At 62.7% G+C, this 18,225-nt stretch carries 18 protein-coding genes and 1 other RNA gene; 14 read left to right on the top strand and 5 right to left on the bottom strand.

The genetic code is table 11. The features are described 5' to 3' along the window. On the bottom strand, positions 1-729 hold the full coding sequence (locus tag NKH42_RS03860; RefSeq protein WP_352752263.1) for a 3-deoxy-manno-octulosonate cytidylyltransferase: 729 nt from the start codon (positions 727-729) through the stop codon (positions 1-3). 192 nt (positions 730-921) lie between these two features. On the opposite strand from NKH42_RS03860, the gene NKH42_RS03865 reads away from it, so the two are divergent. From NKH42_RS03865 to NKH42_RS03905, 9 genes are all read left to right on the top strand, one after another. Then, the gene (locus NKH42_RS03865) at positions 922-1,575 is read left to right on the top strand and encodes a c-type cytochrome (protein ID WP_352476004.1); all 654 of its coding nucleotides are present in this window, start codon (positions 922-924) and stop codon (positions 1,573-1,575) included. A gap of 173 nt (positions 1,576-1,748) precedes the next feature. Continuing rightward, positions 1,749-3,632, top strand: a complete 1,884-nt coding sequence (locus NKH42_RS03870) for an extracellular solute-binding protein (RefSeq protein WP_352973928.1) — start codon at positions 1,749-1,751, stop codon at positions 3,630-3,632. Further along, positions 3,632-5,500 carry an extracellular solute-binding protein gene (locus NKH42_RS03875; protein ID WP_352686862.1) on the top strand — a complete coding sequence of 623 codons (1,869 nt, stop codon included), beginning with the start codon at positions 3,632-3,634 and terminating at the stop codon, positions 5,498-5,500. The genes NKH42_RS03870 and NKH42_RS03875 overlap by 1 nt, the downstream gene beginning before the upstream one ends. A gap of 30 nt (positions 5,501-5,530) precedes the next feature. After that, positions 5,531-6,625 carry a microcin C ABC transporter permease YejB gene (locus NKH42_RS03880; RefSeq protein WP_254816205.1) on the top strand — a complete coding sequence of 365 codons (1,095 nt, stop codon included), beginning with the start codon at positions 5,531-5,533 and terminating at the stop codon, positions 6,623-6,625. Continuing rightward, positions 6,625-7,764 (top strand): ABC transporter permease, encoded by a 1,140-nt coding sequence (locus NKH42_RS03885; protein ID WP_352506115.1) that lies wholly within the window; start codon positions 6,625-6,627, stop codon positions 7,762-7,764. The genes NKH42_RS03880 and NKH42_RS03885 overlap by 1 nt, the downstream gene beginning before the upstream one ends. A 224-nt stretch (positions 7,765-7,988) precedes the next feature. Beyond that, positions 7,989-8,222 carry a hypothetical protein gene (locus tag NKH42_RS03890; protein ID WP_352506116.1) on the top strand — a complete coding sequence of 78 codons (234 nt, stop codon included), beginning with the start codon at positions 7,989-7,991 and terminating at the stop codon, positions 8,220-8,222. Beyond that, entirely contained in the window at positions 8,222-8,722 is a 501-nt protein-coding gene (locus tag NKH42_RS03895; protein ID WP_352506117.1) for a type II toxin-antitoxin system VapC family toxin, read from the top strand. The genes NKH42_RS03890 and NKH42_RS03895 overlap by 1 nt, the downstream gene beginning before the upstream one ends. Continuing rightward, positions 8,719-10,347, top strand: a complete 1,629-nt coding sequence (locus tag NKH42_RS03900; protein WP_352686858.1) for an ABC transporter ATP-binding protein — start codon at positions 8,719-8,721, stop codon at positions 10,345-10,347. Before NKH42_RS03895 ends, NKH42_RS03900 begins: the two co-directional genes overlap by 4 nt. 95 nt (positions 10,348-10,442) lie before the next feature. Beyond that, positions 10,443-11,384, top strand: a complete 942-nt coding sequence (locus tag NKH42_RS03905; protein WP_352506119.1) for a 2-hydroxyacid dehydrogenase — start codon at positions 10,443-10,445, stop codon at positions 11,382-11,384. A 26-nt stretch (positions 11,385-11,410) separates the two neighbouring features. Here NKH42_RS03905 and NKH42_RS03910 read toward each other — a convergent pair whose 3' ends face one another. From NKH42_RS03910 to NKH42_RS03920, 3 genes are read right to left on the bottom strand one after another with little or no spacing between them, the layout of a single operon-like run. Beyond that, positions 11,411-11,713 (bottom strand): Dabb family protein, encoded by a 303-nt coding sequence (locus NKH42_RS03910; protein ID WP_254816201.1) that lies wholly within the window; start codon positions 11,711-11,713, stop codon positions 11,411-11,413. 25 nt (positions 11,714-11,738) lie between these two features. After that, complete coding sequence (nudC, locus tag NKH42_RS03915) at positions 11,739-12,680, bottom strand: NAD(+) diphosphatase (RefSeq protein WP_352752267.1); 942 nt, start codon at positions 12,678-12,680, stop codon at positions 11,739-11,741. A gap of 38 nt (positions 12,681-12,718) precedes the next feature. Then, positions 12,719-13,138 carry an HIT family protein gene (locus NKH42_RS03920; protein ID WP_352752269.1) on the bottom strand — a complete coding sequence of 140 codons (420 nt, stop codon included), beginning with the start codon at positions 13,136-13,138 and terminating at the stop codon, positions 12,719-12,721. A 359-nt stretch (positions 13,139-13,497) separates the two neighbouring features. Between NKH42_RS03920 and ffs the strand changes: the two genes are divergently transcribed. From ffs to recR, 5 genes are all read left to right on the top strand, one after another. Beyond that, positions 13,498-13,594, top strand: an RNA gene (gene ffs, locus NKH42_RS03925) — signal recognition particle sRNA small type. Positions 13,595-13,698: 104 nt separating this feature from the next. Continuing rightward, on the top strand, positions 13,699-15,525 hold the full coding sequence (locus NKH42_RS03930; protein ID WP_352686851.1) for a DNA polymerase III subunit gamma/tau: 1,827 nt from the start codon (positions 13,699-13,701) through the stop codon (positions 15,523-15,525). A gap of 31 nt (positions 15,526-15,556) precedes the next feature. Beyond that, positions 15,557-15,880, top strand: a complete 324-nt coding sequence (locus NKH42_RS03935) for a YbaB/EbfC family nucleoid-associated protein (protein WP_352740904.1) — start codon at positions 15,557-15,559, stop codon at positions 15,878-15,880. Between the two features lie 420 nt (positions 15,881-16,300). Continuing rightward, positions 16,301-17,239: a cell wall hydrolase gene (locus NKH42_RS03940; protein WP_352702361.1), complete on the top strand. Its 939-nt coding sequence runs from the start codon at positions 16,301-16,303 to the stop codon at positions 17,237-17,239. A 147-nt stretch (positions 17,240-17,386) separates the two neighbouring features. After that, the gene (recR, locus tag NKH42_RS03945) at positions 17,387-17,992 is read left to right on the top strand and encodes a recombination mediator RecR (protein ID WP_352686846.1); all 606 of its coding nucleotides are present in this window, start codon (positions 17,387-17,389) and stop codon (positions 17,990-17,992) included. Positions 17,993-18,126: 134 nt separating this feature from the next. Here the strand turns inward: recR and NKH42_RS31205 are convergent. Further along, a partial coding sequence (locus tag NKH42_RS31205; RefSeq protein WP_502896261.1) for a hypothetical protein occupies positions 18,127-18,225 on the bottom strand: 99 nt, incomplete at its 5' end.

Consider the following 18,225-nt stretch of genomic DNA (forward strand, 5'->3'; position numbering starts at 1 on the left):
TTAGTTGGAAAGGAGCGCCCTAGCGCGTTCGAGATCGTCCGGCGTATCGACGCCAAGCGGCACCGACTGCACGATCTCCGCATCGATGCGCATGCCAGCCTCCAGCGCCCGCAACTGCTCCAGCCGCTCGCGGCGCTCCAGCGGCGACGGCCTTAGCGCAACGAAGCGTTCGAGTGCGGCGCGGCGATAGGCATAGAGGCCGATATGATGGTAGAGCGGGCCTTCGCCCCAAGGGGCGGTGGCGCGGGTGAAATAGAGCGCCCTGAGCCGCGTCGTCGAGAGTGGCGAGCCGACCAGCTTGACGACGTTCGGATTGGTCTTTTCCTCATCGCGGACGATCTCGACGCAGAGCGTGGCGATATCCACCGCCGCGTTCTCGAAAGGCTTCAGCGCGGCGCCGATAACAAGGGGGTCGATGGTCGGCAGATCGCCCTGCACATTGACGATCGTCTCGACCGTCTTGCCGGGGTCGAGAATGGTCAGGGCTTCGAAGATGCGGTCGGAACCGGTTTCGTGGTCCGCCCGCGTCATCACCGCCTCGAAACCATGCGCGCGCACCGCCTCCGCAACGCCTTGCGTATCGGTGGCGACGACCACCCGGCCGAGTCCCGCCTCGGCAGCACGGCGGGCGACGTGGACGATCATCGGAGTGCCGGCAATGTCGGCCAGCGGCTTGCCCGGCAGGCGGGTCGAGGCCATGCGGGCCGGGATCAGGATGAGCGTGGACATGAGGCGGGCAGGGGCTCGAAAAAGAGGGGGACAAAAGTGGCAAAAGGTCTCACTGGCAGCGCCCTTATAGGTGTTGCAACGCTGGAGCAAAAGACCTAGTTTCCGCGCGATTTGACCGCCTCGCAGGGTGGTTCACGATACCGACGGACGGAGTGGACGGATCGGTCCGCCGGAAAAGGGAGCCTGGGGCGTATGGATTCCAACGAAGTCAACAAGCTGCTCGCCGGTTTCCTCGGCACGGTGTTCATCGTCTTTTCCGTTGGCATCGTATCTGACGCGCTGTTTGCCTCGCCGACGCCGGAAAAGCCCGGCTTCGCCATCGAGGCGACCGAGCCCGCCGAAGGCGGCCCGGCCGCTCCAGCCGCGGAGGCCAAGCCGATCGCCGAGCTGCTGGCCACCGCCAATGCCGAAGCGGGTGCCGCCATCTTCAAGAAATGCCAGGCCTGCCACTCCGGCGAAAAAGGCGGCCCCAACAAGGTTGGCCCCGATCTGTGGGACATCATCGACCGTCCGGTCGCCGAGCATGAGGGCTTTGCCTATTCGGCCGGCATGAAGGAGTTCTCCAAGGGCGGCAGCGAGAAGTGGACCTACGACAATCTCAACCACTTCATCACCTCGCCGAAGAAGTTCGTGAAGGGCACGGCGATGGGCTTCGCCGGCCTGCCGAAGGATGAGGACCGCGCCAACGTCATCGCCTATCTGCGAACGCTGTCGGACAATCCGAAGCCACTGCCGGCCCCCGGCGCCTCGGCCGAGAACGCGCCCGCCAAGCCGGCCGAAGGTGCAGCCCCTGCCAAGCCGGCAGAAGGCGCCGCTCCGGCCGCTCCGGCCGCACCCGCAAAATAACAAAACTGTAATGACATAATCCTTGAAAAAGCCGGGTTCAGCCCGGCTTTTTCGTTTGGGAAAATGCATATGCGACGACAAAGCCACTCGGTTGCGGTTTTCAGCGCCGCCAAATGATCTAGATTGGGCCCAGACGCTATGGTGACGGCGCTATATCGCGAAGAGGAGAACGCATGACGGTTGGCCGAGCGCGGACGCTTCTGAAATCAGTGCTGATGCTGGCTGCTTTTGCCGGCGGCCTGCAGGCGGCCTTCGCGGACGAATGGCGCACGACCTCGTCGCTGATCGGCGAATCCAAATACGGCGACAATTTCCAGCATTACGATTACGTCAATCCGGATGCACCGAAGGGCGGCACGGTGAATTCGGTGGTGCTGGGCACGTTCGACAGCTTCAATCCCTACATCGTGCAGGGTTCGCCGGCCGCCGGCTTCGCGCAGTTCGGCGGCGGCCTGCTTTACGACACGCTGATGGAGCAGGCGACCGACGAAGGCAGCACCAGCCATCCGCTGATCGCCGACGCCTACAAATATCCGGCCGACTATTCCTCGGCGACCTACCGGCTCGATCCGCGGGCCAAGTGGCATGACGGCCAGCCGATCACCACCGACGACGTGATCTGGTCGTTTCAGGTGCTGAAGGCCAACAGTCCGCAATACAGCCGCTATTTCGAAAACGTCACCGACGCGGTCGCCATATCCGACCGCGAGGTCGAGTTCCATTTCAATCAGAAGGGCAACCGGGAGCTACCGAAGATCATCGGCGATCTCGTCGTGCTGCCCAAGCACTGGTGGGAAGGCACGGACGCCAGCGGCAAGAAGCGCGACGTCACCAAACCGACGCAGGAGCCGCCGCTGGGATCGGCCGCCTACAAGATCGCCAGCTTCAAGCCGGGCTCCGAAATCATCTGGCAGCGCGTGCCCGATTACTGGGCGGCCAAGCTGCCCGTAAAAATTGGCCGCGAGAATTTCGACAGGCAGCGTTTCAGCTATTTTCTCGACGACAATGCCGCCTGGCAGGCCTTCACCAAGGGCGGGCTGGACGACATCAAGCCGGAGAACAGTTCGAGACGCTGGAACACGGCCTATAATTTCCCGGCTGTCCAGGCCGGCGACGTCATCAAGAAGGAATTCAAGACCGCGTCGCCCGAACCGATGCAGGCCTTCATGCTCAACACCAGGCGCCCGCTGTTCCAAGATCGCCTGGTGCGCGCCGCGCTAATGTACCCGTTCGACTTCGAGACAATGAACCGGACCCTGTTCTTCGGTTCCAACACCCGTACCAGCAGCTATTTCCAGGGCACGGAACTGGCGTCGAGCGGCCTGCCGCAAGGCAAGGAACTGGAGATCCTGGAGCAGTACCGCGACAAGCTGCCGCCCGAAGTCTTCACCCAGGAATCCAAGCTGCCAGTCTACGACACCCCGCAGGCGGAGCGCAAATACCTGAAGGCCGCGGTCGATCTGTTCGCCAAGGCAGGCTGGGTGATCAAGGGCGGCAAGATGGTCAACGCCAAGACCGGCGAACCGTTCAAATTCGAGATCCTCGGCTGGAACGACACCGACCAGGTCATCGCCAGCCCGTATATCGCCAATCTGCGCAAAATCGGCGTCGACGCCACGTTGCGCCTGATCGACCAGACCCAGTATATCAACCGCGTCACCCATTTCGACTTTGACGTGGTCACCTCGATACTCGGCCAGTCGGACTCTCCCGGCAATGAACAGCGCGATTTCTGGAGCTCCAAGGCCGCCGATTCGCCGGGATCGCGCAATTACGCCGGCATCAAGAATCCGGTCGTCGATGCGCTGGTCGACCGGATCATATATGCCACCGACCGCGACGATCTCGTTGCCGCCACCCATGCGCTCGACCGGGTGCTGTTGTGGAATTTCTACGTCGTGCCGCAATATTACCGCGCCGTGGTCTGGCTCGCCTACTGGAACAAGTTCGGTATGCCGGAAAAGCAGCCCGCCTATAGCGGCGTCGACCAGAATTCCTGGTGGATCGACCCGGCCAAGGAAAAGGCGCTGGCGGCCAAATACAAGAGCGGCAATTGATGGCGGCGCTGCCCCGTCGCGACTTCCTCGCCCTGGGCGGTGCCGCCGCGGCCGCAGCGCTGCTGCCCGGCCGGGCTTTCGCGGCCATTCCAACCGGCGTGAAACTGCACGGGTTGTCGGCTTTTGGCGATCTCAAATACGGGCCGGATTTCACGCATTTCGACTGTGTCAATCCGGACGCTCCCAAGGGCGGCCGGATGAATTTCGCCCCGCCGAACTCCACCCTCAATCAGAGCTTCCTGACTTTCAACACACTGAACTCACTGGTGTTGAAGGGGGATTCGCCGCCGCGCACCGAGCTCTGCTTCGATTCGCTGATGGCAAGGGCAGTCGACGAACCGGATGCGGTCTACGGCCTGCTTGCCGAATCCGTTACCTTGTCGCAGGATCGCAATGGCTACCGCTTCAGCCTGCGGCCACAAGCGCGCTTCCATGACGGGTCGCCGCTGACCGCCGACGACATTGCCTTCGCCTTGAACCTCTACAAAGACCGGGGACATCCGAACCTTTCCCAAGCGCTGCGGCACATGACAGAAGCGGTCGCAATCGATCCGCTTACAGTCAACCTTACCTTCAACGGCCAACAGTCCGCGCAGAATATCCTCGCGATCGTCGTAATGCCGATCGTGTCGAAAGCGTTCTACACCGCCAATGATTTCGACGCCTCGACGATGACGCCACCGCTCAGCTCCGGACCATACAGGGTTGGACGGGTGGTGGCCGGGCAGACTGTCGAATATGAACGCGTCGCCGACTATTGGGGCCGCGATCTGGCCGTGAACCGCGGCAGTTATAATTTCGACCGCATCCGTATCGATTTCTACCTTGATCGCCAGGCAGCCTTTGAAGCATTCAAGAAAGGGGATACGCATTTTCGCGAGGAGTTCACCTCGCGGGTATGGGCGACCGGCTACGACTTTCCAGCACTGAAGGATGGCAGGGTCGTCAAACGCGAATTTCCTGGCGAGAAAACGCCATCCATGCAGGCTGTCGCGCTGAACCAGCGCCGTCCGCAGTTCCGCGACATTCGCGTGAGACGGGCAATCGCCTATTGCTTCGACTTCGAATGGACCAGGCGGGTTCTGTTTTTCGACTCCTACGAGCGTTCGCAATCGAACTTCGAGCGATCGGATTACAAGGCCAAGGGCCTGCCCTCACCCAAGGAGTTGGCCCTGCTGGAGCCGTTTCGAGCCGAGTTGCCGCCGGAGACCTTCGGCGAACCGGTGATGCAACCCGTCTCCGACGGTTCCGGGCACGACCGTAAGCTGCTGCGCGAGGCTTCGAGGCTGCTTGCCGAAGGCGGCTGGAAGCGAGCGGGCAATTTCGTCCTCAACGACAAAGGCGAGCGCCTGCGCGTGGAAATGCTTGCCGAGGACGAGGGTCTCGTTCGTATTTTCGCGCCATGGTCCGAGAATATGAAGGCGATCGGCATCGACGCTTCGATCCGGCAGGTCGACTCGACGCAATTTGAAGCGCGGCAGAGCAATTTCGACTTCGACTTCAACATGCTCGCATGGTCGATCGGAGCGACGCCCACCGCCGACGGTTTGGAGATTCTCTACGCTTCCCAAATGGCGAAAACGCCGGGGATGCGCAACTATCCGGGTACGGAAAGCAAAGCCATCGACGCGCTGATCGAGGCAGCCGGCAAGGCGCAGAGCCGGATCGAACTCGTAACCGCGCTCAACGCGCTCGATCGGGTCTTGCGCGCGCGGCTAGACTGGATTCCAACATATCATCTGGCGAATCACCGAGCAGCCTTCTGGGACATGTTCGGCTTTCCCGCTCAAAAGCCGGATTACGACTTTCCGGTCGAGACGTCGTGGTGGTTCGACAAAGACAAGGCGGCAAAGATTGGCAAAGGCTGAGATTTTCGCACAAGCGAGGCAGGGAACCTGATGGGCGCCTATATACTGCGCCGCATCCTGTTGATGATCCCGACCCTGTTCGGCATCATGGCGGTATCCTTCGCCGTCATCCAGTTCGCGCCGGGCGGGCCGGTCGAGCAGGTCATCGCCAGGCTGACCAACCAGGGCGGCAGCGATCGCCTAGGCGGCGGCGGCGGTGATGCCGGCGGCGCCAATTTCGATGTCGCCGGCGACGTCGGCTCGAAATACCGCGGCGCGCAAGGGCTCGACCCGGAATTCATCAAGAAGCTGGAGAAGCAGTTCGGTTTCGACAAGCCGCCGCTCGAGCGCTTCGGCATGATGCTGTGGAACTATCTCCGCTTCGATTTCGGCGACAGCTATTTCCGCGACATCTCGGTGCTCGACCTGATCCTGGAAAAGATGCCGGTGTCGATCTCGATCGGACTGTGGATCACACTCTTGTCCTATCTGATCTCGATCCCGCTCGGCATCCGCAAGGCAGTCAAGGACGGCTCCACCTTCGACGTCTGGACCAGCGGCGTCGTCATTGTCGGTTACGCCATTCCGGGCTTCCTGTTCGGCATATTGCTGATGGTGCTGTTTGCCGGCGGCTCGTTCTGGGACTGGTTTCCGCTGCGCGGCCTCACCTCCGACAATTGGGACCAGCTGTCGTGGCCGCAGCGGATCGTCGACTATTTCTGGCACATGACCCTGCCGCTGACGGCGCTGGTGCTGTCGGCCTTCGCCACGACGACGTTGCTCACCAAGAATTCCTTCCTTGAGGAGATACGCAAGCAATATGTGGTCACAGCCCGCGCCAAGGGCCTGTCGGAGCGGCAGGTGCTTTATGGCCACGTCTTCCGCAACGCCATGCTGATCGTCATCGCGGGTTTCCCCGGTGCCTTCATCTCGGCATTCTTCACCGGGTCGCTGCTGATCGAGAACATCTTTTCGCTCGATGGCCTCGGCCTGCTTGGTTTCAACTCGGTGGTGCAGCGCGACTATCCGGTGGTCTTCGCCAATCTCTACATCTTCTCGCTGCTTGGCCTGTTCGTCGGGCTGCTGTCCGACCTGATCTATACCTGGGTCGATCCGCGCATCGACTTCGAGCGGAGAGACGTCTGATGGAGCAGGCGACAGCCGAAACGGCGCCGCCTCGGATCGCGCGGCCCTTTCTGTCGCCGCTCAACCAGCGGCGCCTGCAGAACTTCAAGTCCAACAGGCGCGGCTACTGGTCGTTGTGGATTTTCCTGTTCCTGTTCGTGCTGTCGCTGGTTTCCGAACTGATCGCCAACGACAAGCCGATCATCGCCTCCTACAAGGGCGAGATCCTGTTTCCGGTCCTGGTCGCCTATCCCGAGGAGAAGTTCGGCGGCTTCTATGCGGTCACCGACTACCGCGACCCGGTCATCCAGGACGAGATCAATGCCAATGGCTGGATGGTCTGGCCGCCGGTGCGCTACTCCTACCAGACCGTCAACAACGCCATTCCCGAAGCAGCACCGACCAAGCCGTCCTGGCTCTACGACAAGAAGACGCGATGCAACCAGTATCCGAAAGGCGAAGCGGACCCCAATTGCAACGTCGGCAACTGGAACTGGCTGGGCACCGACGACCAGGCCCGCGACGTGCTGGCGCGCGTCATCTACGGCTTCAGGATATCGGTGCTGTTCGGCCTGATCCTGACCGCCGGCTCGGCGCTGATCGGCGTGGCGGCCGGCGCCTTGCAGGGCTATTTCGGCGGCTGGACCGACCTTCTTTTCCAGCGCTTCATCGAGATCTGGTCGGCGATCCCAGTGCTGTACCTGCTCTTGATCGTCGCCGCCATCCTGCCGCCCGGCTTCTTCATCCTGCTCGGATTGATGCTGCTGTTCTCCTGGGTGGCGCTGGTCGGCGTGGTGCGGGCCGAGTTCCTGCGCGCCCGCAATTTCGAATATGTCAATGCGGCGCGCGCGCTCGGCGTGCCCAACATCACCATCATGTTCCGGCATCTGCTTCCCAATGCCATGGTGGCGACGCTGACCTTCCTGCCCTTCCTGCTCAGCGGCTCGATCTCGACGCTGACCTCGCTCGACTATCTCGGCTTCGGCCTGCCGCCCGGCTCCGCCTCGCTGGGCGAACTGTTGAAGCAGGCGCAGCGCAACCTCAACGCCCCCTGGCTCGGCATTTCCGGCTTCGTCGTCATCTCGCTGATGCTGTCGCTGCTGGTCTTCGTCGGCGAGGCCACCCGCGACGCCTTCGATCCGCGCAAGACGTTCAGATGAGGGCGATGCAGGCTGGCATTCGGCATGTTATATTCCGGAAATGGCAATCCGGACAAAAGCGGACGTACCCTCAAGTGACCGGCGGCTTTGATCGGTGAAACACCAGTGGCAGCCATCGCTCGATCACTGGAGAGCAAATTGGCCGATATGAGCGAACCCGGAGCCATGACGGTGTGTTGGCGTCCGTGCAGTCCGTCAATCCGCACGTTGGGGAAGGAAGGGTTATGAATAGGATCATCCTTGAACACTACCCGGCATCGAAGCTCCCGGATGAACTGCGAAAAGGCATAGCGCCGAGCGCCTCGGTCAGAGTGACAGTGGAGGAGGAGGCCAACAGGCCCCTTGGCCGCGAACAATTGCTTGAACTCATGCGGGATGCTCAGGCCAACGCGCCGGGAACAAGCCTCGACGAGGCTGTCGCGCGTGTTCGTGCCCTCCGCGATGAGTGGGAGGATTGATGGCTGCAGTCCGGCTTTATGTCGACACCAACATTTTCATCTATGCCTTTGAAAACAATGATGCGCTTGCAAACAAACTGCTTCAGCTCATTTCACTGAACGAGGGCAGAAAGCAGCCTTTCCTGGCGACGAGTGAGATCGTGCTCGCGGAGTTGATGGTCGATCCCTTGAGAAAGAACAATGAGCGACTGATCGAGCTCTACGACAATATTTCAATCGGCAATGCCTTCATCTCAATTGGGACGATAACTCGCGACGTTCTCTGGCACGCAGCACAGTTACGTTCGGAATTCCTTTCGTTGAGATTACCAGACGCGATCCATCTTTCCACAGCGATGCACTTCGGCTGCACCCAATTTCTGACCGCGGACACGAGGTTGAAAGAGACCTATTCTATCGCACCAAATCGTCTCGTCCCCCCTCAAATGGCAGCCAAAATTTCGATCATACGACCGGAAATTTCCGCCTTGGACAGGGTTGTCGCGGAAGTTGAGCTATGACCCCCCCTCTCCTCTCGGTCCAGGATCTCAGCGTCGCCTTCACGCAAGGCGGCAGCCAGTCGGTCGCCGTCGACCATATCTCCTTCGACCTCGCCAAGGGCGAGACGGTGGCGCTGGTCGGCGAATCCGGCTCCGGCAAGTCGGTCACCGCGCTGTCGGTGCTGAAGCTGCTGCCCTATCCGACCGCCAGCCACCCGTCGGGAAAGATCCTGGTCCTCGGCGCCGACCTGCTTGCCGCGGACGAGAGAGACTTGCGCCGCGTGCGCGGCAACAAGATCACCATGATCTTCCAGGAGCCGATGACCTCGCTCAACCCGCTGCACACGATCGAGCAGCAGATCGTCGAGGTGCTGAAGCTGCACCAGGGCCTGGGCGATCGCAACGCCAAGGCGCGCACGCTGGAACTTCTGCACGAGGTCGGCATCCGCGAACCGGAAAAACGGCTCGACGCCTATCCGCACCAGCTTTCCGGCGGCCAGCGCCAGCGCGTCATGATCGCCATGGCGCTCGCCAACGAGCCTGAACTGTTGATCGCCGACGAGCCGACGACCGCGCTCGACGTCACCGTCCAGGCGCAGATCCTCGAATTGCTGGCCGGCCTGAAAAGCCGCAAGAACATGTCGATGCTGTTCATCACCCACGATCTCGGCATCGTCAGGAAGATCGCCGACCGGGTCTGCGTGATGACCAAGGGCAAGATCGTCGAGACCGGCCCGACCAAGGAGATATTCGCCAATCCGCAGCACGCCTACACGCGGCATCTGCTTGCCGCCGAGCCGAAAGGCAAGCCGCCGGCGGCCAACCAGGCCGCCAAGCCGGTGATGGTCGGCAAGGACGTCAAGGTCTGGTTTCCGATCAAGAAGGGCTTCTTCCGGCGCACCGTCGACAATGTGAAGGCGGTCGACGGCATCGACGTCACCGTGCGGGCCGGCCAGACGCTTGGCGTCGTCGGCGAATCCGGCTCAGGCAAGACGACGCTCGGCCTGGCGCTGGCCAGGATGATCTCGTCGACGGGGACCATCCAGTTCAACGGACGCGGCATCGATCAGCTGTCCTTCAGCGAAATGCGGCCGTTGCGACGCGAGTTGCAGATCGTCTTCCAGGATCCGTTCGGTTCGCTCAGTCCGCGCATGTCGGTCGCCGAGATCATCGAGGAAGGGTTGAAGATCCACGAGCCGAAACTGTCTCCTGATGCGCGCGACGAGCGTGTCGTCGACGTCCTGAAGGAAGTCGGCCTCGATCCGGCGACGCGCAACCGCTATCCGCACGAATTCTCCGGCGGCCAGCGCCAGCGCGTCGCCATCGCGCGCGCCATGGTGCTCAACCCGCGTTTCGTCATGCTGGACGAGCCGACCTCGGCGCTCGACATGAGCGTGCAGGCGCAGGTCGTCGACCTCTTGCGCAGCCTGCAGGCCAAGCACGATCTCGCCTACCTCTTCATCAGCCACGATCTGAGGGTCATCCGCGCGCTCGCCAACGAAGTCATCGTCATGCGTAATGGCAGGATCGTCGAGGCCGGTCCTTCCGAACAGATTTTCGGCAACCCGCGGACCGACTATACAAAGGCGTTGATCTCGGCCGCCTTCAAGATCGAAACGGCGCCGGTCGGTATCGTCAGCGAGTAGATTTTCGCCAGAGATCATGCACAAAATCAAAACGCTGCCGCGCCCCTGCGAGTCCGGACGCGAACGCTGTTGGTAAAAGGGAAAAACAATCCGCAATGGAAAAAGGCCGCATCCTGCTTGCCCTCACCGGTATTCATCCGCTGCGCTGGCGCGAACTGCTGTCGGCGGAGCGCGAAGTGGTGCTCGAGCCGAATGGCGCCGGCGATCCCTCGATCACCTATGCTGTGGTGTGGAAACAGAGGCCGAACCTGTTGTCGTCGCTGCCCAATCTGCGGGCTATCTTCTCGATCGGCGCCGGCGTCGACCACATTTTCGCCGATCCCACCTTGCCCGACGTACCGGTCGTCAAAGTGGTCGCCGACAACCTTACCCAGTACATGACCGAATACGTCGTCTGGCGGGTGCTCGACCACCATCGCCAGGGCATGCTCTACCGCGCCCAGCAGCAGAAGAAGATCTGGCACGAGCCGCAGCAGCGGCCGGCCGGCGACATCTCGGTCGGCATTATGGGGCTCGGCACGCTTGGCCGCGCGGCGGCATCGGTACTGTTGTCGCTCGGCTTTCCCGTTAATGGCTGGTCGCGCAGCGATCGGCCGATGGAACGTGTCTCGACTTACGCGGGCGAGGCCGGCCTGATCCCGTTCCTCAATGCCACCGATATCCTGGTGGTGCTGTTGCCGCTGACGCCACAGACGCACGGCATCATCAACCACGGCGTGCTGAAGGAGCTGCGCAAGCGCAATGGCCTCGGCGGCTCGGTGCTGATCAATGCCGGGCGCGGAAGGCTGCAGAAGGACGCCGACATTTTGCGCGCGCTGGACGACGGCACGCTGAAGGAAGCCAGCCTCGACGTGTTCGAGGTCGAACCGCTGCCGAAGACCAGCCCGCTATGGAGCCACCCGAAAGTGTTCGTGACGCCGCACGCGGCGGCAACTTCCGATCCAGTCCACCTGGCGCCGATCATGCTGCGTCAGATGGACGCCTTCGAGCGCGGCGAAGCGCTGGAAAATGTGGTGGATCGCGACGCGGGGTATTGATTTTTTTAGAGCGCCGCTTTCCAGTCTCAGCCCCAGCCGAGCGGCACGTAGTCGATCTCCATAAACGCCTCGACCTCCGGGATCCAGCGGTCGCGGACGAAGGCGACGTGGTCGGGATGGTCGTTATAGCCGGAGTAAGCCCGCTGATCGGCGAACTCCATCGAGAAGCCGAAGCGGTAGTCGTTCTTGGGGCTGACCTGCCGCAACTGCTCGAAATGCGTGACGCCCTTTATCGCCGTGAGGATCGTCTTGGCGTCGGCGAGGAACCTTTTTTCCTCGAGCGAATGCGGCGGGTGCTTTAGCGTGAACACGACGGTGTGACGGATCATTTTTTGCTCCTGCGATGTCTTCGTATCACGCGCTGTCGGCCCAGGCGCGGATAAGGTTATAGGCGATCGCCCCCTTCGGCGGTGTCACCAGGCCGCCCGGATGCTCGCGGGCCAGCATCGAGAGCACCTCGTCGCGAAAGAACCAGCGGCAATCTTCCAGCTCGTTGAAGTCGGGGTGGATATCGTCGTTGAGCGGTTCGCCGAAGCAGCCGATCATCAGCGAATAGGGAAACGGCCAGGGCTGGCTGGCGTGGTAGACGACGCGGCCTAGCCGAATGCCGGCTTCCTCCAGCGTTTCGCGGCGCACCGCCGCCTCGATCGTCTCGCCCGGCTCGATGAAACCGGCGAGCGCCGAATACATGCCGGGCCCGAAATGCCGGCCGCGGCCGAGCAGGCATTTTTCGCGTGTTGCCGTCAGCATGATCGCCACCGGGTCGGTGCGCGGAAAGTGCTCCGTGCCGCAGGCCGGGCAATGCCGCTTGTAACCGCCCGCCCGCATCTCGGCTTCGGTGCCGCACTTGCTGCAGAAGCGATGGCTGGCATGCCAGGCAAGCAGCGCCGCCCCTTGCGCCAGCGCGCCGGCGGCCGCTTCGTCGATCAACCCCTGCATATAGACCGAGCGATAGTCGATCGCCCTGATCGTCTCGGGAAGCTGCTCGGGCTCGACCCCGGCCGGCACCGCCAGCACCGGGCCGCTTTCGGAAAAACCGAGCAGGACGCCGTTTTCGAGCGATGCCTCGAGCGGCCGGCATTCGGCCACGCCGAACCAGGGGTCGAATGCGCCTTGCGCAAGCTTCAGGTAGAGCCGGCCGCCACGCATCAGCAAAAGCCGCGCCGAGGGATCGGCGAGTGCCTTTTCGACGGAATCGTCGGCGCGGTTTTCGGACTGCCGGTCGATAATGTTGCCGGCGAAGCCGACGAACTGGCTCGGCTCGCGCAAGGGCGCGTCAAACAGGCGAAAGCTCATGCAGACTCGGGAAGGTTCAAGGTGGACACGGGAGAGGCTTATAGCGCTGCCTTGATCTTTTCCGCAAACTTGCGAAGGTCGGAGCGCTGATAGGGCTCGCGCAGGCCGTGCCCCCACACCGGGCCGGGCCAGCCGGGATCGCCTTCCGAGCGCGCGACGACGTGTACATGCAGCTGGCGCACGATGTTGCCGAGTGCGCCGGTGTTGATCTTGGTGCAGCCGGTCACCCGCTTCAGCGCCAGCGCCACCATATTGGTCTCGAAGGTCAGCATCGCCTGGTCGAGCGGCGTCATATCGTGGATTTCCTCGATGCCCGGCCGCTGCGGCACCAGCAGCAGCCATGGCCAGCGGCGGTCGTTCATGACGCGCAATTCGCACAGGCCGAGCCACATCAGCTGTTCGCTGTCGGCTTCCAGCTGGGCGTCAATCGTGAATCCGGCCTTGAGGCCCGGCAGCATCGGCGTTTCCCTCACTTTTGGACGTTTCTTGAACTCTATCGACGCTAGAGCGGCTTCCGAAGGGCCGCAAGGGGCAGCAAGCAACATTGGCCGTCGCGGCGCTGATTGTGCGCGAAGAAGTGAAGGCCCGGGCAAATTGCATCAGGTTGGCGCTGCCCCGCCGAGGTCGACGATTTTGATCGTGGCCACATTTTGTTCTTGCTTTGTGCCGGCAGCTATGCTACTAATCCCGCTATGGTGATTATTCGCACCAAAAACCCGCCCGCCGAGGCGGGTTTTTGGTTTCAGCTTTCGCCGTCGCTCAAGGCCCCTGTCATCCGCACTTGCATTTCATCGCCGGATTGCCGATATGGATGCTGGGAGGTTGGTGGTGGACGGTCCACTCGCCAACCGGGTCAGGTCCGGAAGGAAGCAGCCCTAACGAGCCCGGAACGGGTCATTGTTCCAGCCTCCCGCCTCTTCGCCTTTTGCCCCGACATTGACGGCGCCAAGCCGTGCGGGCGAAACTATGCGCAGGAATCGGCGGCCTCCAGTGGCAGCCCTTGGAGCTTGACGGGCGAATGAGCGAAGCCGGAAACGAGGCCGGGAAATTGGACAAGCCTGCCGCCTACCGCGTGCTGGCGCGCAAATACCGACCGTCGAATTTCTCCGAGCTGATCGGCCAGGAGCCGATGGTCCGCACGTTGACCAATGCCTTTGCCACCGGCCGCATCGCCCAGGCCTGGATGCTGACCGGCGTGCGCGGCGTCGGCAAGACGACGACCGCGCGCATACTCGCCCGGGCGCTGAACTACAAAACACCGACGGTCGACCAGCCTTCCGTCGACCTTGCCGTGCTCGGCGAGCATTGCCAGGCGATCATGGAAGGCCGGCATGTCGACGTCATCGAGATGGACGCCGCCTCGCATACCGGCATCGACGATATCAGGGACATCATCGAGCGTGTGCGCTACGCCCCGGTGTCGGCGCGCTACAAGGTCTACATCATCGACGAAGTGCACATGCTTTCCAACCAGGCCTTCAACGGCCTGCTGAAGACGCTGGAAGAGCCGCCGCCGCACGTCAAGTTCATCTTCGCCACCACCGAAATCCGCAAGGTGCCGATCACCGTCCTGTCGCGCTGCCAGCGTTTCGACCTCAGGCGCATCGATGCGGCAATGATCAAGGCCGACCTTGCCAGGATAGCCGGTCTGGAGGGCATCGAAGTTGAAGACGACGCGCTGGCGATGATCGCGCGCGCGGCCGAAGGCTCGATGCGCGATGCGCAGTCCATCCTCGACCAGGCGATCGCCCATGGCGGCGGCGCGGTCAGCGCCGAAGCGGTGCGTGCCATGCTCGGCCTTGCCGACCGTGCCCGCATCGTCGATCTGTTCGAGCATGTCATGAAGGGCGACGTCGCGGCCGCGCTTGCCGAATTCCGTGCCCAGTACGATACCGGCGCCGATCCTGCCGCGGTGCTGACCGACCTTGCCGAGTTCAACCATCTGGTCACCCGTCTGCGTTTCGTGCCGGCTGCCATCGACGACGCCTCGCTGTCCGAGGACGAGCGCCGGCGCGGCGCCGATTTCGCCAGCACGCTGTCGGTCAAGGTGCTGTCGCGGACATGGCAGATGCTCTTGAAAGGCATTCCCGAGGTGCAGACCTCCAACCGCCCGGTCAGCGCCGCCGAGATGGTGCTGATCCGGCTGGCGCATGCCGCCGACCTGCCGACGCTGGACGAGGCGCTGAAATCGCTGGAGAACGGCGTTTCGCCGCCGGGCGCCGCGCCGCGCGTGAATGGCGCGCCGGCAAGCCCCGGCCCCGCAAACCATGCGCCTGCAAGCGGTGGTGCCGGTGCCGTGGCGCAGACGCGGATGCCGACGGCCAATGGCGGCGCGCAGACGATGCGCCTGGTTGAGGCCGAGCCCGTGCCGACGAACTTCGTTGCTCCGCCGGAGCCGGTGGTCGAGGCGCCGCTGGTGCCGGTGAAATCGCTGGCCGATATTGTCGCCCTTGCCGACGCCCAGCGCGACATGGCCTTCAAGGTGCTGGTGAAGCGTTGCGTGCGCCTGGTGCGCATCGAGCCCGGCCGTATCGACGTCAGCCTGACCGACGATGCGCCGAAGATGCTGCTCAACGATTTGACCGCCAAGCTGCGCGCCTGGACGGGCCGCAGCTGGCTGGTGTCGCTGTCGAAGGAGGAGGGCGGCCAGACGCTGGCCGAGATGGAATCGACAAAGCGCGAAAACGCCTTCCTCGATGCCAAGAGCGACCCGACGGTCGCCGCCATCCTTGCGCGCTTTCCCGGCGCCAAGATCATCGACGTGCGCATTCCCGATGCGCCGGAAGCCGATGCGGCAGAGGCCGAAGTGCCGGTCGAGCCGCCGGCCGACGACGACGAAACCTGAACAACCAGCACCAACTGCAAAGGACCGTGCGATGAAAGATCTTCTCGGCCTGATGGGCAAGGCAAAGGAAATGCAGGCCAAGTTCCAGGCCATGCAGGATGAGATTGCCACGCTGGAAGCCACCGGACAGGCCGGCGGCGGCCTGGTCAGCGTGACGCTGACCGGCAAATTCGAGATGAAGTCGCTGAAGATCGACCCGGCGCTGTTCAAGGAGGACGAGGTCGAGATTCTCGAGGACCTGCTTGTCGCTGCCCACAACGACGCCAGGACCAAGGTCGAGCAGATCATGCAGGAGAAGACCAAGGCGCTGACCGCGGGACTGCCGATCCCGCCGGGAATGAAGCTGCCGTTCTAAGGTGTGTTGATATTCAGGTGATGCCGGCCTGCAAACGGCGGCTTCCTGCGCTTCCGGTGCTCACGTACGAAACGTACGCTCCGCTCCGGTTCTCGGAAGCCGCCATTTTCGGCTCGGCCTGACCTGAATCTCAGCACACCTCGAGCTGTGTTTACAGTTACCGCGTCGACTGAACCAATCTCTCCAGGCTTGGGCAAGCCCTCTTGCGGAGATTGCGGCGCTCCAAGGTCACGGCATGAATCCTTGGAACCATGCCGGCACCTGACCGAAGAGGGCAGCGATCCAACGCTCTTCGCCCGCCAGCTGTGTCTATTGGGCAACGCCCCACACTTAATAACGCTTTAGCCATCTTTTTGCCTGAAAGTGTCTCATTCTTGCCGCAACCAGGGGCGGGCTGGCAGCAGAATGAGGGGACGCCTGTTGATCTCTACCCGATGGAAGACGCCGTTGCGGCTCGGCGTCGTTGTCTCGCCGCTGTTTTTGGCCGCTTGCAGTCAGACCGCCTCGCACGGCATGTCCAGCCTGACCGATGCCATTACGCCGGGTTTCCTGAGCTCTCGCTCCTACAATTCCACGCCGAAGGAGAAGGAATGCCTGGAGCGGGCGATGTTCTTCGAGTCCAACCGGTCGAGCCGTGACGGCATGATTGCCGTCGGCACCGTGGTGATGAACCGGCTGCGGTCCGGCAAGCACGGCAGCACCATCTGCGAAGTGGTTGGCGAGCGCGGCCAGTTCGCGCCGGGCGTCATGACACGGCCGATGAATTCGAAGGCGATGCCCGACGTCGAGGAGGCCGCCGAGGCGGTGCTCAAGGGCGAGCGCAAAGCCAAGCTGAAGAACACCATGTATTTCCACACCGCCGGCCTGCGCTTCCCCTACAAGAACATGCACTACACCATGGTCGCCGGCGGCAATGCCTTTTATGAAAAGCGCGGCCGCAACTGGCAGCCGCTGCCGGACGAACCGGTGGTCGCCATGGCCCAGGCCAAGCCGCAAGCGCCTGCCGCTCAGGCCATACTTGTCGCCTCGGCGGAGCCGGCTCGCGAGGTCAAGCCGACATTCGCCAAGGCAACCTATGTTACCGCCGCCGCATCGCAGCCAGCAAGGCAGACAAGGGTGACTGCAGGAATGGCGACCGCGGCGAGGGCGGCACCGGAGAAGCCAATCCTTGTGGCGCTGCAAGAGCCAATGCAGGAACCGGACGCGGCCCGTTTCGGTGGAACCGTGAACCCCCGGCCGGTCACATCATTCCAGGCGGCGCCGGCAGAGCCGACAATGTCGTTCGAGACGACGCCCGAGAACACCGACGCCATCGGCGCGATGATCGCCGGCCAGACCCGGCCGCTGGAGGAAAACTGAGGCGACCGGAGTCGGCGCGTTGTACGGGGAGAAATGCCCGGCAGGGCAATGAGGGGCGGCGCAACGCCGGGCGATTGCCTCTTTGCAGGCTGAACAGCGCGCCTCAGCGCTGTTCCAAAACCCGTTGAAAAATCCTAAACCGGAGCGATGTCGAAGCGAATCGCCGGTCCCGAGATCGAACGCCTGATCCAGCTGCTGGCCAAGGTGCCGGGGCTTGGCCCGCGTTCAGCGCGCCGCGCCGCACTCCACCTCATCAAGAAGAAGGAGCAGCTGCTGGCGCCGCTTGCCGCTGCCATGGGCGAGGCCGTCGACAAGGTGCGCATCTGCTCGACCTGCGGCAACGTCGACACCTCCGATCCATGCATGATCTGCACCGACCCGCGCCGCGACCCCACCACGCTCATCGTTGTCGAGGACGTGGCCGACCTTTGGGCGCTGGAGCGGGCGACCGCCATGAACGTGCGTTATCATGTGCTTGGCGGTACGCTGTCGCCGCTCGACGGCATTGGTCCCGATGAGCTCAACATCCGTTCGCTGGTCGATCGCGTCGCCGGCGGCGAGGTCAAGGAAGTGATCCTCGCCGTCAACGCTACGGTCGAGGGCCAGACTACCGCGCACTACCTCACCGACCAGCTTTCCGGCTTCAACGTCAAGGTGACGCGCCTGGCGCACGGTGTTCCGGTTGGCGGCGAACTCGACTATCTCGACGAAGGCACGCTCGCCGCGGCACTGCGCTCGCGGACGGTGTTTTGAGGCGAGTTGCGGGGAGGATGATGGTTGCTAAGCATTCTTTAAGGCTGGCACTCCGTCCCACCCCCCTCTGCAGGATGTTTGGACCGGGGACATCGCGAACAGCTGTGCGAGGACATCGCGAACAGTTTGCCATCCTATCGTTGGCTTACATTGAGGTCGATGGTCTGGATTTTCTGGTGGCGGAAGTAGGCATCGAAGACGCCATCGGTTTCGGTTGGGCGGAAGGCGACGGC

This window comes from Mesorhizobium sp. M1142 (assembly GCF_040318565.1).
Lineage (GTDB): Bacteria > Pseudomonadota > Alphaproteobacteria > Rhizobiales > Rhizobiaceae > Mesorhizobium.

Excerpts from the sequence above, each read along its gene's own strand:
- NKH42_RS03860 (WP_352752263.1), bottom strand. The coding sequence starts at position 729 with ATGTCCACGCTCATCCTGATCCCGGCCCGCATGGCCTCGACCCGCCTG.
- NKH42_RS03865 (WP_352476004.1), top strand. The coding sequence starts at position 922 with ATGGATTCCAACGAAGTCAACAAGCTGCTCGCCGGTTTCCTCGGCACG.
- NKH42_RS03870 (WP_352973928.1), top strand. The coding sequence starts at position 1,749 with ATGACGGTTGGCCGAGCGCGGACGCTTCTGAAATCAGTGCTGATGCTG.
- NKH42_RS03875 (WP_352686862.1), top strand. The coding sequence starts at position 3,632 with ATGGCGGCGCTGCCCCGTCGCGACTTCCTCGCCCTGGGCGGTGCCGCC.
- NKH42_RS03880 (WP_254816205.1), top strand. The coding sequence starts at position 5,531 with ATGGGCGCCTATATACTGCGCCGCATCCTGTTGATGATCCCGACCCTG.
- NKH42_RS03885 (WP_352506115.1), top strand. The coding sequence starts at position 6,625 with ATGGAGCAGGCGACAGCCGAAACGGCGCCGCCTCGGATCGCGCGGCCC.
- NKH42_RS03890 (WP_352506116.1), top strand. The coding sequence starts at position 7,989 with ATGAATAGGATCATCCTTGAACACTACCCGGCATCGAAGCTCCCGGAT.
- NKH42_RS03895 (WP_352506117.1), top strand. The coding sequence starts at position 8,222 with ATGGCTGCAGTCCGGCTTTATGTCGACACCAACATTTTCATCTATGCC.
- NKH42_RS03900 (WP_352686858.1), top strand. The coding sequence starts at position 8,719 with ATGACCCCCCCTCTCCTCTCGGTCCAGGATCTCAGCGTCGCCTTCACG.
- NKH42_RS03905 (WP_352506119.1), top strand. The coding sequence starts at position 10,443 with ATGGAAAAAGGCCGCATCCTGCTTGCCCTCACCGGTATTCATCCGCTG.
- NKH42_RS03910 (WP_254816201.1), bottom strand. The coding sequence starts at position 11,713 with ATGATCCGTCACACCGTCGTGTTCACGCTAAAGCACCCGCCGCATTCG.
- nudC (WP_352752267.1), bottom strand. The coding sequence starts at position 12,680 with ATGAGCTTTCGCCTGTTTGACGCGCCCTTGCGCGAGCCGAGCCAGTTC.
- NKH42_RS03920 (WP_352752269.1), bottom strand. The coding sequence starts at position 13,138 with ATGCTGCCGGGCCTCAAGGCCGGATTCACGATTGACGCCCAGCTGGAA.
- NKH42_RS03930 (WP_352686851.1), top strand. The coding sequence starts at position 13,699 with ATGAGCGAAGCCGGAAACGAGGCCGGGAAATTGGACAAGCCTGCCGCC.
- NKH42_RS03935 (WP_352740904.1), top strand. The coding sequence starts at position 15,557 with ATGAAAGATCTTCTCGGCCTGATGGGCAAGGCAAAGGAAATGCAGGCC.
- recR (WP_352686846.1), top strand. The coding sequence starts at position 17,387 with ATGTCGAAGCGAATCGCCGGTCCCGAGATCGAACGCCTGATCCAGCTG.